Here is a 17,941-nt window from a genome sequence, read left to right as displayed (position 1 = left end):
CCGTGGGAGTGGGTGATGGCGCCACTCTAGGTCCGCACCGGTGGCCCCACATCCACCAACCAGTGGACGCGCTGACACCGGCGTCCCCCAATGTAGGGTTGTGACGCACAGGCACGACTTCCAGAATCCGCCCACGCTTGATCCCGCGGTGCTCTCAACCGGAGTTGTTGCCATGCCCACCGACCGATTTGTCGACCTCCAGCACGTCATGGTGGCGCCGCTGCGACCGGAAGCCGGCGTGGTGCGCGCCGTGCGCCTGGACCCGGGCATGGCGCGCATGCGCCTGGACCGCATCCGCCCCGAACTGTTTGACTTGGTGGCCTCGCGCGGCTTTGATCGCGCCAGCTCGCCGAATCCCATCAGCCCCGTCGCACAGCCCGGCGACACCACGCTGTTCGAGAGCGCGGCGGGCGATCTGCGCTACCACCTGCCGCGCTACCGGCTGCGGACCACCGCCCCGGGACGCTACGACGTGAACGTGGTGCTCGATCCGCAGGCCAGCGGCCAGTGGGTGGTGAGCCTGGGGCTGGAGGGCTTTGCGGCGCCCGAGCTGGGCGACGCGGCGCGCACGGCGCAGGTCCTGCCGCACCAGCTCAGCGCGGCCTTGCACTTTCGCATGCCCGGCTCGTCGATCGAACGGCGGCTGCCCGCGAGCGAGCTGATCCACGATGCGCGCGGCCCGGTCGTGGTGCTGCGCCTGGGTCTGGCCGAACGCGACGAACTGCTGGGCGCATTCATGGCGCAGAGCGCGGGCGCCAGCCTGACGCTGCAGAGAAGCTTCACGGTCTCGGTCGCGATTCCCGCCGAGGCCCCGCCACCACCGGCGCCGCCGGTGCCGACGCCCCCTCGGCCACCCCGGCCGATACCGGTGCGCCCGCCGCGGCCGGGCGGGGTGTTCCATCCCCAGCTCATGGAAGCGGGGGCCGCCATGCACCTGGCCAGCGCGACCCTGGCCGTGGACCGGCAGGTGATGCTGCGCCGGCGGTTCCAGATCGATCCGGCGCTGGTGGCGACCATCGTCGCCGAGCCGCTCGTCCCGCCACCGCAGTTCCGCTCCCAGTCCCAGACCCAGCCGGTGGAAATCCCGCTGTGGTTCGACAGCGGGCTGCACGGCTACCTCTATCCCGGCGGCAGCCCCAGCGCCGGCACGGTGGCCAGCCTGCAGATGCACAGCGTGCCGTACACCGCCCCGGGGCGCAGCACGCGCCACCACAGCTACCTGCAGAGCAGCAGCAACCCCACCCGCTTCTACTTCCTGCCCGACGCCTTCCGGCTGGCGCGCACCGAACACGCACCCTTCAAGCCCGCGCTGGCCTTCGTGGTCGACCAGTCGACCGACGCACCGGCGGCCGATCCCGGTGCGGCGCCCGCCACCACGCCGAAGTCGGCCGTGGAGCTGATCGCTGACGTGCGGCCCGTGACCGACGGCAAGCGCCTGTTGCTGGCAAAAGAGGTTCTGAAGGGCAAGCTGCCCACCACCGGTCTGCCGCCGGGCGAGATCACGCTGGAGCCGCTGCTGGCGCCGTCGGTGCTGCGGCTGGGTCTGCCGCGCGGCGGCCGCCTGCAGACGGTCGAGGTGGCCGCGCAGGTCGACCTGGCCAACGGCTTTCAGCTCAGCGAGCGGTTCGCCCTCGACGACTTCCAGGACGTGTTCGCCGCCCTGATGGCGCCGCAGTCGGCCGCGCTGCTGCAGGGCAATGTGGCCGTGTCCACCGGGCTGGGCGGCGAGATCCTGGTGCCGGTGGAGCTGAACTTCCACACGCTCGAAGGCGAGCTGTTCCAGACCACCGAGACCCCCGACCCGGCCACCGGATCGGTGGCGGTGCAGCTGCTGAACCAGACCGGTGGCACGCTGCACATCCCGGCGCTGCCGGTCTGGCTGAGCCGCGACGGCCTCATGGTGGCGGCCCGCGCCGAGGGCCTGGACCTGGGCCAGCCGGTCGAGCTGCCCGCCGGCGGAGAACTCGCGTTCCAGGTGGTTCCGGCCGAGCCCTGGCCGGCGACCGTTGCACCCGCCAGCGTGCCCGACGCGATCTTCGACACCTCGGCCATCACCGCCGTGCCCGACGCCAAGGCGCTGTTCGAACAGACCTTCGACAACAGCGTGGCGCAGGAGACCGCGCGCAGCATCACCGTCATGACCGACGCCGAGGTGCTGGCCAGCGCGCAGGCGCCCGACAAGGCCATCCGGCTGGTGATCATCGAGTTCCGCGGCAACAAGAGCGTGCGCCTGGGCGCGACCAAACTCGAAGAAACGGTGGACGTGCCGGTGGCGCTGATGGACGTGCTGCTGCGGCGCGACACCGAGGGCCAGTACGAGTTCCGCCAGACCGTGGTCTTCGGCTCCGGCGCGCAGCAGAGCGACGGCTGGCGCAAGAGCGACCTCGGTCTGCTCTTCGTGCCCTTCACCGGCGGGAACTGAGATGTTCGCCGGCCGCCCCGACTGGCACGCCCCCACCCACCGGGCGGGGCGGCCGGTCTATGCGGTGTTCGAACAGCCCGGGCGCTTCATGGCCGCGCCGCGACGGCTGCGCACGGCCTCGTTCCGGCTCGACATCTACGAGCAGGACCGCGGCGACGCCGGCCTGGAAAACTTCTCGCTGCTGCAGCTGGGCTTCGAGGCCGATTTCGACCTCGATGCGCTGCGGGAACTGGCGCCGGACGCGCCGCCCGGCCTGAGCACCTTGCCCGCCGAAGCCGCCTGGCTGCGCCTGCACGCGGCCGAGGCGCTCTCGCTGCCGCCCGAGGTGACGGCCCTGCAGCCCCTGGACATCGCGGGGCTGCGCGCCATGGGCCTCACGCTGCGGCTCGATGGCCCGGCCACCACGCTGTTCGAAGGCGCGTTGCAGACCGGCCTGCTGGCGGTGGGCGCGCAGGCCTGGGTGCGGGCGCGCGGCCTCGCCGAGCGCTGGCCCCTGACGCTGGCCGTCGACCCGGCGGCCTTGCGTGCCGCCTTGCCGGCAACCGACGGACCGCTCTCCGCCTTGCGCGACCGCTTGCTCGATGCCCCCGAGTCCCTGGGCTTCCCGGCCCTGCGCGACGTGCCGCTCTCCCACCGGGCGCAGGCCACCGAGGCGCTGCTGGACCGGCTGGTCGAACGCTTTGGCGCGCTGTGGCCCGGCCCGGCCGACGAACCGGCGGGCGGGGCGCGACTGGTCTTCGACGCCGACCGCATGCCACCGGGCCAGGTGTCGTGGAACCTCGCCGAGCCGCTGCTCTGTCCCCGCCTGCTGCCCATCGAGGCCGACCCGCTGGCGCCGCTGCGCGAGCTGGCGCCGGCGCAATGGGCCGGGTCGCTGGTGCGCCGCCACAGCGTGCCGGCCCTGGGCAGCGGGTGGCACGCCATCACCGCATTGCCCAACCTGCCCGGGCCGCGCGCGGGCCTGCTGCGCACGCAGCTGGAACTGACCGCTCCGCCCCATCCCCCCGCCCGGCCGTTCAGCAGCCAGGCGTCGGCCCCGCTGCCGGCCGACGACGCCCCGTTCTCACTGAACCTGCGCCTCGCGCCGGACGAGCCCTTGCACTACCAGTGGAAGGCCAGCACGTTTGTCCTGAACGGCCACCAGCCCGAGCTGGTGCAGGGACCGCTGCAGACCGCCGACCAGCGCCACCTGGTCATCGGCCCGGAGGCCCTGGGTCTGCACCTGCTGTGCGTGGAAGTCGACGCGGCCCTGCTGCGCGAGGCGCGCGTCGAGGTGCATTGCCAGGGGCTGCGCAACGGCAAGGCCTGGACCGTGCGCGGCCAGGTGGACGGTGAGCGCCACCGCCTGGCCCTCGCCCTGCCCCGCGACCTGCAGGACGGCACGCTGACCGCGACCGCCCTGGCCGGCGACCGCAGCTGCAGCGCCGCCCCACAGGCCGTCACCGACGCCGGCCTCTACCTGGATGCCTTCAGCTTCGAGGGCAGCGGCGCACGCACCCTGTCCCTGCGCTGCGAATTCGACGACGGCGCCCCGCAGGTGCTGGTCGAGCTGGCGCCCGAGGACCGCACCGAGGAGCCCGGCCGGCGCAGCCTGTGGCGCCTCACACCCGTCGCCCCCGCGGCGGACTGGGGCTGGACCGCGCTGTCCCCGTTCCGCAGCGGCTACCGCTGGCGCTGGGCCGGCCAGACCGCCTGGTCGGCCGCCCTCTCACCCGCTCAGGCGCTGCAGCTTCGCAGCAGCCAGGCACCCACCAGGAGCACGCCATGAGCGCGGAAATGCACGGCCTCGTCCTCACCGCCTCGCCCGGTGAACCGAACACCTTCGCCTACCGGCCCGCGCGGCCTTCGCTGGCGCGCACCGAAGACGGACAGGCCCAGTTCAGCTTCATCCGGGCCGGCAGCGTGAACATGCTGTCGTTCACCGCCCTGTGGGAGGCACCACAGGCCGCGCAGGACCGGGTCCGCGCCGCGCTGGCCACGCAGCAGCGTTGCGCACCGGAACAGATCACGCTGGTGCCGCAGCCCCTGGTCGCCGGCACCGCCGAGCTGCGTTTCGGTGACGGCACCGGCCAGTGGACCACCGCCGCCACCACCGCCTCGTCGGGCGTCGCCCCCTTCCAGGCCGCGTTCAGCCTGATGCTCAGCCCCGAACAGGCCGAGCGCCTGCTCAAGGCCGCCGCCGGCGAAGCCGGCTGGATGGGCGTCGCCTACCGCCTGACGGCCGCGCACGCCCCGGTGCACCACAGCACGCTGGACGCCCAGTCGAGCTTCAGCGCCGAGGCCAGCCTCGACAGCGCCGACCCCGAAGGCCTCTTCGCCGGCCTGCGCACCGAAGCCAGCGCCAGCGTGTCCGCCACCCACACCACCAGCCCCGCCGGGCCCGCCGCCACGGAGAGCTTCGGCGATGCCGCGCTGTGGGGATTGCCCAAACCCTGACCCGCCCCTTCACGTCCCTTCCACCCACCGAGGACTTTCACCATGATGCAACTCGACAACGTTCGCCAACTGCTGGGTTTCCAGGTCCACGGCGACCACCAGAACGACCACACCTTCTACGTCTACCCCAACCGCCCCACCTTCGCGCGCATGGACAGCGGCGGCCTGGCGCTGCGCTTCGTGGAGTACGGGCAGCTGCGCGAGGACGGCGGCAAGAAGTTCGGCGGCTTCGTCGCGTTCGACGCCGAGCTCACCGTGCCCGACGACGCGCTGGCCAAGATCACGGCGGAGCTGCAGAAGGAGGTCGACGCGAAATACAAGAACCGCGGGGTGCCACCGCCCAAGGTCCAGATCGCGCCCATCCTCTGGACCGGCGGCACCGTGGAGCTGCTGCTGAGCGAAGGCGGCGCCCTGGTGGAGAAGGTGCGCGGCGCCGGCAAGCCCTCGCTGTACGGCCGCAACGTGGCGTCTTTCATGATGGAACTGTCGGAACTCGGCACCGCCATCTTCAAGGAGACCCTGAGCACCGGATCGGCCAGCGCCGTGACCGTGGTCTACAAGCTCGACCACTACGTGCGCCTGCCCGAGATGAGCGCCTGGGGCACCTGGAACGCCTCCGAGTTCTACAGCTTCTTCCAGGACATCAACACCGAGGACAACTTCTGGAGCGAGGACAGCTACACCGAGGTGGTCAGCTCCAGCCGCTACAAGAACGACGTCACCAAGACCCACTTCGAGTTCACCCAGGCCCCCAACCTCTCGCCCGAGGAAAACGCCAAGCTCGAGGGCGATGTGCGTGCGCTGATCAACAAGCAGCTCGAAGCCGCCGTGCAGCGCAACCTGCTCAAGGAGATCGCCGAGGTCGACCCCAACGTGAAGGCGCTGCAGGAAGGCCAGGACATCGAGGACATCCGCCGCACCATCAACAAGAGCCAGATCGCCAACGTGCGCGTGGAGTGGAGCGAGGCCAAGACCATCATCACCAACAAGGCGCCGCAGGGCCAGCTGCCCACCGTCACCTCGCTCAAGGGCGCCGACGGCAAGCCGGTGAAGTGGGAGGACTACTACAGCAAGCTCAGCGTCGACGAGTTCCTCAAGACGGTGCAGGTCAACATGCGCGTCAACGCCAGCTTCGCCGACCTGCCGATCCACAGCGTGGAAGTGAAGATCAGCTACCCGCACGGCCCCAACGCCAAGACGCAGGAGTTCACCTTCACCAGCCCCGACGCGGTGGCCAAGTTCGAGTGCTTCGTGCACCAGGGCATCCGCAAGTTCAAGTACGCCTACACCGTCAACTACAAGGGCAGTGCCTTCGTCTTCAGGAGCCCCGAGGTCGAGACCGACGACACCAACCTCACCATCAACGTCGACGACCTGGGCATCCTGGCCCTGGACATCGCCCCCGGCGACATCAACTTCGGCCAGGTCGACCGCGCCCAGATCACGGTGAGCTACGCCGGCGGCGCCCGGCCGTTCGAGGCCAAGTTCAACATGACCAAGGCCAGCAACACCTTCAGCGTGCGCCAGGTCATCGAGCAGCGCCGCACCGGGCCGGTCCAGGTGCAGGTGGTCTACCAGATGGTCGACGGTCGCGAGATCAAGGGACCGGTGCGCGAGCAGACCGCCAACCAGCTCTACATCGACGACCCGTTCAGCGCCATGAAGACCATCAGCTTCCGCGCGGTCGGCGACCTGGTCAACGAAGTCGACAGCATCACGGTCGACGCGGTCTACGAAGACGCGGGCAACAACTACCGCCAGCGCGTCAACAAGAACCTCAACAAGGACAACCCGGCCGACGACTGGACCTTCCCGGTGATCGACGATGCCCTGGGCGAGGTGCGCTACACCGCGACCGTGCTGTTCAAGGACGGCAAGATGAAGGAACTGCCCGAGACGGTGGCCAAGCGCTCCACCATCACCCTGGGCAGCGGCACGGTGGAGTTCCTCACGGTGAGCGTGGTGCCCGACCTGATGGACTGGGACAAGGCCAAGCTGGTCAACGTGGCGCTCGGCTACGAAGACGCGGCCAACGGCGTGACCAGCCGCACCGAGCTGCGCTTCAAGGCGGGCGACACCGAGAAGAGCTGGAAGGTGGCGCTCAAGGACGCGGCTAAAACCGAGTACGAAGCCACCACCACCTATTTCCTCAAGGACGGCAGCAAGAAGGTGGTGGGGCCGACCCGCCAGTCCGACCTGTCGCTGTTCCTCGAAGTGCCGGCCTGATCGGGAGAGATGCCATGCTGCTGCTCGACACCCGCTCACGCACCATCAACGGCCTGTCGGTGTTCCCCGACCACGCCGATCCGGAGCAGTGGTACTACATGCCCACGGCGCCGCACCTGACCACCCTGCGCGACAGCGCGCTCGGCCTGGACATTCCGCAGTTCATGCTGCTGGGCTTCCGGGGCGACGCCGGCAACGGCGGTTTCCTGAACTTCGACTGCAACGTGGGCGCGAGCCAGGCCCAGATCGACGACCTGGCGCGCGAGATCGCTAACGCCGAGAACCTGCGCAACGCGCCGCGCATCGCCCCGATCCCGCTCGAAGGCGGCACGGTGCGGCTGATGATGCTGGGCAAGGACAGCGCGGCGCCCCCGCCGACGGGCACACCGGCCACGGCCGCCGGGCCGCAGTTCGTGCTGAAGATGGACCACAGCGCCAACCCCTCGCTCTATGGCGACAACCAGGCGGCGTTTTCGGTGCAACTCGACCAGGACGGTTTCACCGTCATGCAGCAGGTGCTCGACGGCGAGATCCTGCCGGTGGCGGTGGTCTATTCGCTGGAGTTCCTGGGCCTGCGCCCGGCCTACAACATCCGCCTCAAGGTGGACTGGGACCGGGTGCAGAAGCACATGGACGAGAGCTTCTCGGCCAGCTTCCTGGTCTTCTCGACCGAGATCGGCAAGGCGGTCGACGAGCTGATCGACAAGCGCGCCATCGTGCTCGAAGCCGACACCTTCGTGGCCGAAGGCGACGACACCAAGGGCATCATCGACCGGCGCGACGCCGCGCTGGCCCAGGTGCGCTCGATGATCACCGAGGCCTTCTTCAACGTCAGCCTGCCGCCCTGGACACCCGAGAAGAAGCCCGACTGGGAGCGCGCCATGGACGCCGTGGGCCGCTTCGCCGCCGCCCAGTCGGCGCAGGCCGCGGGCGGACCGGCCGCCGGCCTCATGCCCAGCTTCAGCTACAAGCGCATGGACTACAAGCGCATGGACAAGAAGGCGCTCAACGTCAACTTCTCCGAGCGCGTGGCGGTGAAGAAGCACATCCACCCGCAGGGCCACCTGCAGTCGCTGTTCAAGACGCTGCGCGACGGCCGCGTGCCGATGGACCATTTCGTCAAGCAGGTCTCGCTCGACAACGAATGGTTCAAGAAGCGCAAGCTGCGCGTCACCGCGCGCAACGACCTGGCCGCCGACGACATCGCCAGCATCAACGTGCGGGCGGCCTACGGCGACAAGCCGCAGAACGCGCTGCTGACGCCCGCGGCGCTGGAGACCAAGTTCGAGTGGTTCAGCCAGATCGACGCCGGCAAGCCGCTGCGCGACGTGGCGATGGAATACGAGGTGACCTTCAAGAACGTCGATGCCACCAAGCGCCCGGCCCGCCTCAAGAGCAAGCCCTGGAACGTGGACATCGACAACGTGGAGATCGTGCCGCGCGACCTCTACAACCTGATCACGGTCCCGGTGATGGCGGAGAACTTCCCCTGGGAGCGCTACAGCTCGGTCGAGGTGCAGCTGCGCTACACCGACGACGCCCACGAGATCGCCCAGCACGACACCCTTCGACTGACCAAGGAGGCGCCCTCGGCCAACTGGAAGATGTTCGTGCTCGACCCGGACAAGACCACCTTCGAGGTGAAGAAGGTCTTCCGCGCGCTCGACAACCGCGATGTCGAACACGGCTGGCAGGCCAGCGACGAGACCCAGGTCACGGTGCGCAACCCGTTTCCCACGCGGCGCGTGGTGCAGGTGGTGCCCAGCGTCGACTGGACGCAGGTGCAGGAGGCCTTCGTCGACTTCCGCTACGAGGACCCGGCCAACAACGTGCTGGTCGAGGAGTCGATGAGCTTCACCGAAGGCGCCAGCTCCAAGGCCTTTGCGGTGGACCTGCGCAACCCGGCGCTGAAGTCGGTGTTCTACCGGATCAGCCTGCAATACAAGGACAGCCGCTTCGTCGAGCTGCCCGAGTCGATGACCAACGCCAGCCGCATCGCGATCAAGACCGATGCCAAGGGACGGCGCATCGTCACCGTGCGGGCACCGGCGGACTTCGGGCCGCGCCACCTGCGCAAAGCGACCGTCTCGCTGCGCTTCGAGGACTTCGCCGGCGGCCTGTCGTTCGCCGACGAGCTGGTGTTCGAGAACGGCCAGAGCTCGGGCGAGTTCGAGTACGACTACCTCGACCCCGACCGCATGCGCTTCGAGTACAGCGTGCGCTGGCTGTTCGAGAACGGCCTCAGCAAGGTCACCGACTGGACCGCCAGCAACGCGACCGACCTCCTGCTGCACATCCCCAACTGACCTTCCGCGAGGCTCCCATGCTGCAACTCGATTCACGTTCGATCTCGATCGAAGGCGTCACGGTGTTTCGCGACCACGCCGATCCGTCCCAGTTCTGGTACCTGCCGGGACCGGTGACCCTGGCCCGGCGCGACGCCGACCAGCGCACCCAGTTCACCTACCTCAAGTACAAGAACCGCGCCGGTTCGGCACGGCGCGGCGGCGGCTTCCTGATGATCGAGACCCAGCTCCGGCTGGACCCCGACCTGGAGCGCCGGGTGGTCGAACGCCTGGCCTCGATCAGCCGCGGCCGGCCCCGCCTGGCGCCGGTGCCGTTCGACGACGGCACGGTCAGCTGCGTGGCGCTCAACCTGCAGGGTTCGGGCGGCACGCGGGCCACCACGTCGGCGACCGCACCCGAAGGCTCGTTCAACGCGGTCGAGAGCATCCTGGGCGCGGGAAAACCTTCGCTGGCCGGCCACAACACCGCCGTGTTCAGCCTGGAGCTGTCGGCCGAAGGCGCGACCATCCTGGAGAAGGCGCTCAAGGACGGCACCACGCCCATCGGCGTGATCTACGACCTGAAGTACACCGGCCTGCGCCCGGCCTTCAACGTCAAGATCACCGCCGACTTCAACCAGGTGTTCACCCACTTCAGCACCTCGGCCGACGGCCAGCGGGGCTTTGTGCGGGCCGGCATCGACACCGGGTTCGAGCGGCTGGTGCGCAGCGGCGCGATCAAGATCGAGGTCGCCGACATGACCGGAACGCCCGAGAACGAAGCCCGCGTCAAGGAAGCGCTGGACTTCTTCAAGGCCCAGGTGCTCAACACCTGGTTCACCCCGGCGCTCACGCCCGGCACCCTGGCCGCCACCGCAGCCGCCGCGGCCTCGCTCGACCAGGTGCGCCTCCTGGGCGAGCAGCTGCGCCCGCCACAACCGCCGGCCCCCGAACGCCCGGGCGCCACGCCCGCGGCACCCGCCACCACCGATCCCGGCCCCAGCCCCACCGAAGGCACCGGACACGGCCCGGCCGCAACCGGTCTGGGCGCCACCGGCGCGGCCGAAGGCGCCAGCGCCGGCAGCAGCCCGACCGAAGGTTCGGGCGAACCGGCGACCAGCACCCCGCCGCCCGGCGGCGCCGGCTCGCGCAGCGGTGCCACGCCGGTCGCCGCGGCGGCCGACCGCACCGCGGCCGGCGCACCGCGGCGCGACGAGGCCGTGGCCGCGTTCCGGCTGCGCTCGATCCGGCAGGAGGAGCGCCGCACCGCGACCTTCGAATACAACCGCGCCGAAGCCCAGCAGCGCAGCTACGCACCGCAGGGCTTCATCGGCCTGATGGCGCGCGAGCTCAACCGGCCGCCCTACTTCGTGGAGATCGACCTCGACGACCCGTTCTTCCAGACGCTCAAGATCGAGGCCAAGGCGCCGTTCGCGTTCGAGAGCCTGGGCCTCAAAGAGATCCACCTGCAGCTGGACTACGGACCGGTCGGCGATCCGAACAACCACCGGCGCCAGGACTTCGTGTTCAGCGCGGACGACCACGCGGCCAAGTCGGTGGAGTTCGTCGTCAACCTGCGCAAGGACCAGACCTACGCCTGGCAGGCGCAGTACCACTTCGACCCCACCAGCGGCTGGGAGGGCGAGCACTTCAGCCACGACGCGCCACGCGTGGTGGCCAGCGACGACCGCACCCTGGTGCTCAACCCGATGGAGTCGATCGGTTTCCTGCAGCTGCGCGTCGAACCCGGCCGCCTCGATCCCGGCGTGATCGACTTCGCCGAGGTCGAGATGGCCTACGAAGACCCGAGCGGCTGGAAACGCGAAAAGAGCGGCCGCATCGTCGCCGCGACCCCGGCCGCGCTGGAATGGAAGCTGCGGATCTCGCCGGCCTCCACGCGCAGCTGGCGCTACCAGGTGCGCCACCACCTCAAGGACGGCAGCGTGGTCGAACAGCCCGCGGTCACCACACGCGCCACCTCGGTGGTCGTGGACGACCCCTACCCGGGCTCGCTGGACCTGACCATTTTCCCGATCGTCGACTTCAGCACGGTGCGCGCCGCGATGCTGGACGTGAACTACGCCGATCCGGCCCACCACTACACCCGCCACGAGCGCGTGCGCCTGACGCCCGAGATGACCGAGGCGCGGGTGCGCTTCTCGACCCCCGATCCGTCGAAGAAGCGCTTCAGCCACCAGCTCACCGTGGTCCACACCGACGGGCGCACCGAGCGCCCGGCACCGGTCGAGACCGAAGACGACGTGATCACCGTGGTGATCTGAGACCCCCCGAACCCCAACGCATCCAGGAGCCAGCCATGACCACCAAGCGAGCCGTCGTCGTCGGCGTGAACGACTATTCCGTGCAGGGCTACAACAGCCTGCGTTTCTGCGTGGCCGACGCGGCCTCGATGTACCACATGCTGGTCGACGCCTTCGGCTTCGCGCCGCAGGACATCTTCTATCTCACCGACGGTGCCGCCACCTCGACCCGCATCCGCCAGGCGCTGCGCTACTGCGTGACCCAGTCGCAGCCGGGCGACGTGATCTGCTTCTACTACTCCGGCCACGGCGGGCGGACGCCGCATCCCGTGGTGCCGACCCAGATGTTCGAGACCATCATCCCGTTCTCCGGGCAACACATCAGCGACCACGAGATCCATTCGCTCGCCGACTCGCTGGAACCCTCGGTCGCCAACTTCACCATCATCCTGGACAGCTGCCACTCCGGCGGCATGCACGACGAGAGCGAGATCGCGCGCCGCGCCCGCTCGCCGCAGTTCAGCACCGACCTGCTGCAGCGGCTGGGCCAGTGCCGCACGCTGCTGCCCTGCGGCATCTGCCTGCCGCCGGCCAACCGCTCGGTGCTGGACAACAACATCCGCAGCGTGACCACCCGCAACACCGGCGTGGTGGTGGAGGAAGACAGCACGCGCCGCCTGGTGCAGCAGGCCAAGTCCACTCTGATCGCCGCCAGCTCGGCCGCCCAGGTCGCGATGGAGACCGAAGCCATCGGCCACGGCCTGCTGACCAAGTCCTTTCTCGACCTGGTCAACGCCAGCAACTTCAGCATCGACCACCACGGCCTGATCGACTCACTCACCACCTCGGTGGCCGCGCTGATGACCCAGCACTTCCCCGGCCAGCAGCAGACGCCGCAGCTGCGCGGCCAGGCCAACCGCATGGAAGAGACCTTCCTGGACGGCTGGCGCGACTCGCGCTGAACCCGACCAGCCGCTTCACCGAACCTCACCGAGGAGTTCCCATGCTCAGCCTCGAAAAGCCGCTCACCGTCGACGGCATCACCGTCTACCGCGACCACGCCGATGTGAACCAGTTCTGGTACCTGCCCGGACCGGTCGGTCTGGCGCGCCGTCCCGGCCCGGACAACCTGGCGGAATTCAGCTTCCTGAAATACAAGGCAGCGAGCGTGGACGTCGGGAAGACCGGCGGCGGCTTCGTGATGTTCAAGACCACACTGAAGCTCACGCCGCAGATCGAGTCGCGCATCCTCGGCCGCATCAACGCCGAACCGGGCGTGACCCCGCCGGTGCGCCTGGCGGCGGCGCCGTTCGAAGAGGGCACGGTGCAGTGCCTGGCGCTGAACCTGCAGGGTTCGGGCGGCACCGCCGCGACCGCTCCGCCCGAGGGCGCCTTCAACGCGGTCGAGCTGATCCTGGGCGCGTCGGTCCCGTCGATGGACAGCGAGAACGGCGCGGCCTTCAGCCTGGCCCTGTCCAAGGAGGGCGCGACCATCCTGGAGCAGGCCTTCGGCGACGGCATGGCACCGATCGGCGTGATCTACAACATGAAGTACCTGGCGATGCGGCCGTCGATCGACGTCGAGATCACGGCCGACTTCGAGCGCATCTTCAACCACTTCAGTGCCAGCCTCGAAGCCCAGTACCAGTTCGTGCGCGGCGGCATCGACGCGGCCTTCGAGTCGCTGGTGCAGACCGGCGCGATCCAGATCAAGGTGCTGAACTTCACCGACGAGGCCGACGAGCGCGAGCAGGAGAAGTGGGCGCTGGATTTCTTCAAGGACGACCTGCTGTCCAAGTGGTTCGAGCCCACGCTGACCCCGGGCCAGCTCGCCGCACAGCAGGCCACCAGCGACCCGCTGAGCGAGGTGATCGCCACCGGCCGCGACCTGCTGCGGGGTGCGAACAACGGCGCCACCAACACCACCACCAACACAAACAACGGCACCAATCCGGGTGGCACGACCACCGGCACCGGCCCCGCGGCCGGCGGCGTGCAGCCCGCCACGCTCACCGTGGAGCAGCAAAGCCCCACGCCCCTGCCCGCGGGCCAGGGCGTCACGCACACCCCCGCCACCAGCGGTCTGGCCGAGACGCTCAGCATCACCGGCGCGGGCGCCAGCGTGCGCGTGGACGGCGCCCCGGTCGCGCCCGATCCGGCGGGCCGCATCACGGTCACGGTGAACCCCGCCACTCAGAAGACCATCGAGGTCGAGTGGCCCGCGCAGTCCACCGAAGAGACCTTCGGCCTGTTCTTCGACTTCGACAAGCCCGCCGAGGCCGGCTGGCGGGTCAACCCGCCCTCGACCGAGTACCGCGCCTACGTGGACAACAGCACCACCGACCCGCGTTTCCAGAACGCGTCGGGAACCCTGCGCATCGAAGGCGACGGCAACTGGAGCGGGCCGGAACACGGCGCCGACCGCCTGCGCGCCTGGATACAGGGCCTGCCGGCCCCGCGCAACGTGCGGGTGGATGCCTACGCCAGCCACGAGCACGCCGCGGGGCTCTCGGAACCGCAGCGCGAGGCCTACAACCTGCGCCTGTCCACGCGCCGCCGCGAGGTTGCCCTGGCCGTCGTGCAGCGCGCCGGCGGCACGGTCAGCGGCGGCACCGCCAACGGCGACCATCCCGCATCCAGCCGCCCCGGCACCCACACCCCGATGGGCGGCGACCCCGACAACCGCGTGGCCCACGTCATCGGCCGCACCGCGGGCACCACGCCCTCGCGCTGGCGTGGCGTGCTGCGGCGGCCCGCGTCGACGGTGCCTCCACCACCCCCTCCGCCGCCGCCCCCACCGCCACCTCCTCCTCCCCCGCCGCCTCCACCACCGGCACAGGGCGGCAGCTCGCTCCCAGTGGTGGCCAGCTTCAAGCTGAAGTTCGTGCGCCAGGAAGAGCGCAAGAAGCTCACCCTGCGCTACAACCGCGCCGAAGCGACCCGCCGCACCTACGCGCCACAAGGCTTCTTCGGCCTCATGCTCGGCGATCTGCGCGACAAGTCGCGCTACTTCAAGGAGATCGATCTCGACGACCCGTTCTTCCGCGAGTTCAAGGTCGAGGCCAGCATGCCGATCGACTTCGCGCCCATCGGCCTGGCCTCGGCCCAGGTCGCGCTGGACTACGGCGATCCGGGCAAACCGCAGGACCACAAGCACGCCGACTTCGTGTTCCTGCCGGGCGAGAACAAGGTCGAGACCTTCAAGGTGTTTCTCAACAGCACGCGCGACATCGGCTACCGGGCCGGCTTCCAGTTCCACTTCGATCCGCAGGCGGGCTGGGCCGCCGACCGCCACTCCTACGACATTCCGGCCCAGGCCACGCTGGACCGCACGCTGTTCGTGAACCCCTACGAACACATCGAGTTCCGCGAGATCAGCGCCATCGCCGGCGACATCGACTGGGAGGTGGTGGAGTCGATGGAGCTCAACCTCCAGGCCCGTGGCTACGCCAGTCCGGAGCCGCGCACCGTGCTCACGCTGCGCCGCGACAGCCCGCCGCAGGTCTGGAAACTGCGCGGCGCCAGGCCGGCGCCGGCCGACCGGGGCGTCTCGATGGAGCTGGTGCAGCGCCTGAAGGACGGCAGCGTCACCCGCGTGCCCGCCACCGACCTGCCGGTGTCGCAGGTCGTGGTGCACGACCTGTTCGTCGGTGCGCTGCGGATCGAGTTCATCCCGGCCGTCGACCCCGCCGCCGTGCAACGGGTGCTGGTCGACGTCGAGTACCGCGATCCCGCCAACCAGTACGAACGCACCGAGCGGCTGGAGATCCCGGGCACCGCCACCGACTCGGTGAAGCTGCGCATGGCCTTGCGCGACAAGAACCTGCGCCAGTACCGCTTCCGCCTGACCTTCGTCGGTCCGAACCTGTTCCAGCAGCGGGCCTGGGTGGACACGGCGGAAGAGATCCAGCCGGTGCGCCTGTGAGGCGGTGACATGGGACCGGCCGCAGCCACCACCACCCGACCCGCCGCGACGCCTTCCGCGATCCCCGCCGCGGTGGGGGCCACGCTGGACCGCCTGGCCCCCTTGCTGCCCGGGGCGGTGGCGGCCGCCCGCGCGGCGCTGCGGCCACAGCTGGGCCTGGTCGGCCGCTCGGTCTGGCCGGAGGTGGCGTGGCGTTTCAGCCGGCTCACCAACACCGGGCTGCCGATCGAGTTCGCCTGGTCCTCGCGCGAGACGGCGCTGCGGTACACGGTGGAGGTGGCGCCGCCCGAGGCACCCGATCCCGGGCGGCTGGCCCTCGCCGCCCGGCAGCTCGGCTGGCCGCACGACCCCTTGCCCGCGCTGGCGCCCTGGCTGGCGCTGCAGCAGGGGCAGGAACTGCGCTTTGGCGCCTGGCTGGGGGCGCGCTTCTCGTCCGCCGGTCCGGCCACCAAGCTGTATGCCGATGTGCCACCCGGTGCGGCCCTGCCCGCCGCGCTGCCCGCGGCTCAGCCCTGGCTGCGCAGCCCCAGCCTGCACTGGCGCATGGCCGGGCTCAACGCCGACCACAGCCTGGAGCTGTACGCGCAGAGCGCCGACCTCGACCGCCGCCGGTTGCTGGACCTTGGCCAGGGCCTGTTCGGAACGCCGGTGCCGGGCGCCGCCCTGTCGCGGCACCTGGATCTGCTGTGCGGCGGACAGGATCTGCCGCGCCCCTCCGGCCTGAGCGTGGTGTTCGGTGGCGACCTGCGGCCGCGTGCCCTGACCTGGTTCTGTTTCGCCAAGGCCGTGTTCCGCGACGACGAGCAGGTCCGTCAGACCCTGCTTTCCGCCGTGGATGGCGCGCCTGCAGCGGTCTATGCGGCCCTGGCCGCCGGCCCGGCCGATGGCCGCTGGCGCAACGGCATGGTGGGGGCGGGAGTCGACGCCGGCGGATCGGGCTGGCTGCAGTGCGGCCTGCGACCCACATGACACCGGACCCCGCCGCACTGCCCGGCCTGGTCGCGAGCGAGATGCACGCCCGGGGACAGCGCCGGCCCGACCGCAACGGTTTTGCCACCGCCCTGGCGGTGCGCGCGCTGCGGCACCGGAGCCAGGCCGCGCCGCCCGCCATGCTGGACGTGCTCGAACGCTGCCGCTCGGCGCAGGGCGGATTCGGGTTCTGGCCACAGGGCCTGCGCCCGCACTGGGCGCCGCCGCTGCCGGACGACGCCGACGACACCGCCATCATGGCGCTGGAGCTGTACCTGGCCGGGCGCCTGACACGCCACGAGGCGCGGCGCACCGCCTGCCGGCGCATCGGCACGCGGCGCATCGCCGACCTGCCCGCCCTGCGCCCACCCTGGCTGCGCACGGGCGTGTTCGCGACCTGGAGCCGTTCGGCCGGAGGGCAGGACATGGTCGACTGCACCGTGATCACCAATGTGCTGGCGCTGCTGACCGCCACCGGTCTGGCGGGCATTCCCGGCGCAGGCGAATCGCTGGACCTGCTCGATCGCGCGCTGGACTGGGCGGGCGACGACGAAGCCCGCGCCAGCAGCCTGTCGCCGTTCTACCCCGACGCCGCCGAATGGCTGCTGGCGCTGGACCACGCCGCGGCCATGGACGTCCGGGGCATGGCGGCACGGCGGGACCGGGTGCGGCGCACACCCTGGGGACACGCCGCGCTGCAGCGCGGCGCCGAGCCCGGCCACGCGATCTGCTCCAGCCCCTACGGTCTGGCGGTGTGGCGTTCACCGCCGCTCTGTGCGGTCAGAAGCGGACCGGCCGTCGCCTGAGGCTGGCGCACCGGCGAAAGAAAACCCGCCGGGCTCGCGCCGGGCGGGTTGGGAAGGCCACGCCATCGGGACGTGGCGTCAGGGATGACTCAGAACGGAATGTCGTCGTCCATGTCGTCGAAGCCGCTGGAGGGCTTCGCGGCGGCCGGTGCCGGCGCAGGACGGGCCGCCGGAGCGGCCGCGCGCGGAGCCGCGGCCGGGCGGCTGTAGCCGCCACCACCGCCACCGCCTTCGTCACCACCGCCCATGCCTTCGCGGCCGCCGAGCAACTGCAGTTCGGTGGCGATGATGTCGACCGTGTTCTTCTCGACGCCGGTGGCCTTGTCGACATAGGTGCCGTACTTCAGGCGGCCTTCGACGTAGATCGGGCGGCCCTTCTTGACGTACTCGCCGGCGATTTCGGCCAGGCGGTCGTAGAAAGTGACGCGGTGCCACTGGGTGTCTTCGATGGTCTCGCCGCTGTTGCGGTCCTTGCGGCGGCTGGAGGTCGCGACGCTCACGTTGGCAACGGCCTGGCCCGAGGGCAGGTAACGGATTTCGGGGTCGCGGCCGCAATTGCCGACGAGGATGACTTTGTTGACGGATGCCATGAGGTATGCCCTGAGAAATGG

Annotated in this window: 11 protein-coding genes; 10 read left to right on the top strand and 1 reads right to left on the bottom strand. The window is 70.2% G+C overall.

The window, feature by feature from the left end; all coding sequences use genetic code 11:
• Positions 1 to 172: 172 nt before the first annotated feature.
• From ACS5NL_RS02060 to ACS5NL_RS02015, 10 genes are read left to right on the top strand one after another with little or no spacing between them, the layout of a single operon-like run.
• Entirely contained in the window at positions 173 to 2,422 is a 2,250-nt protein-coding gene (locus tag ACS5NL_RS02060; RefSeq protein ID WP_439351905.1) for a hypothetical protein, read from the top strand.
• Position 2,423: 1 nt separating this feature from the next.
• Positions 2,424 to 4,190, top strand: a complete 1,767-nt coding sequence (locus tag ACS5NL_RS02055; RefSeq protein ID WP_439351904.1) for a hypothetical protein — start codon at positions 2,424 to 2,426, stop codon at positions 4,188 to 4,190.
• Positions 4,187 to 4,858, top strand: coding sequence for a hypothetical protein (locus ACS5NL_RS02050; protein ID WP_439351903.1), 672 nt, complete (start codon positions 4,187 to 4,189; stop codon positions 4,856 to 4,858). The genes ACS5NL_RS02055 and ACS5NL_RS02050 overlap by 4 nt, the downstream gene beginning before the upstream one ends.
• 42 nt (positions 4,859 to 4,900) lie before the next feature.
• Positions 4,901 to 7,084, top strand: coding sequence for a hypothetical protein (locus tag ACS5NL_RS02045; protein ID WP_439351902.1), 2,184 nt, complete (start codon positions 4,901 to 4,903; stop codon positions 7,082 to 7,084).
• Positions 7,085 to 7,098: 14 nt separating this feature from the next.
• The gene (locus tag ACS5NL_RS02040) at positions 7,099 to 9,390 is read left to right on the top strand and encodes a hypothetical protein (protein WP_439351901.1); all 2,292 of its coding nucleotides are present in this window, start codon (positions 7,099 to 7,101) and stop codon (positions 9,388 to 9,390) included.
• Positions 9,391 to 9,407: 17 nt separating this feature from the next.
• The gene (locus ACS5NL_RS02035; protein ID WP_439351900.1) at positions 9,408 to 11,651 is read left to right on the top strand and encodes a TrbL/VirB6 family protein; all 2,244 of its coding nucleotides are present in this window, start codon (positions 9,408 to 9,410) and stop codon (positions 11,649 to 11,651) included.
• Between the two features lie 35 nt (positions 11,652 to 11,686).
• On the top strand, positions 11,687 to 12,592 hold the full coding sequence (locus ACS5NL_RS02030) for a caspase family protein (protein ID WP_439351899.1): 906 nt from the start codon (positions 11,687 to 11,689) through the stop codon (positions 12,590 to 12,592).
• Between the two features lie 41 nt (positions 12,593 to 12,633).
• Positions 12,634 to 15,555, top strand: a complete 2,922-nt coding sequence (locus ACS5NL_RS02025; RefSeq protein ID WP_439351898.1) for a hypothetical protein — start codon at positions 12,634 to 12,636, stop codon at positions 15,553 to 15,555.
• 9 nt (positions 15,556 to 15,564) lie between these two features.
• Positions 15,565 to 16,524: a hypothetical protein gene (locus ACS5NL_RS02020; protein ID WP_439351897.1), complete on the top strand. Its 960-nt coding sequence runs from the start codon at positions 15,565 to 15,567 to the stop codon at positions 16,522 to 16,524.
• On the top strand, positions 16,521 to 17,330 hold the full coding sequence (locus tag ACS5NL_RS02015; RefSeq protein ID WP_439351896.1) for a hypothetical protein: 810 nt from the start codon (positions 16,521 to 16,523) through the stop codon (positions 17,328 to 17,330). Before ACS5NL_RS02020 ends, ACS5NL_RS02015 begins: the two co-directional genes overlap by 4 nt.
• Before the next feature lie 89 nt (positions 17,331 to 17,419).
• On the opposite strand, the gene ssb is transcribed toward ACS5NL_RS02015, so the two are convergent.
• Entirely contained in the window at positions 17,420 to 17,920 is a 501-nt protein-coding gene (ssb, locus tag ACS5NL_RS02010) for a single-stranded DNA-binding protein (protein ID WP_439351895.1), read from the bottom strand.
• Positions 17,921 to 17,941 lie beyond the last annotated feature (21 nt).

This window comes from Hydrogenophaga sedimenti (assembly GCF_051857515.1).
Taxonomy (GTDB): Bacteria; Pseudomonadota; Gammaproteobacteria; order Burkholderiales; family Burkholderiaceae_C; genus Hydrogenophaga.
Note: the sequence above shows the minus strand (reverse complement) of the source record. Positions and strands in the feature narration are given on the sequence as shown.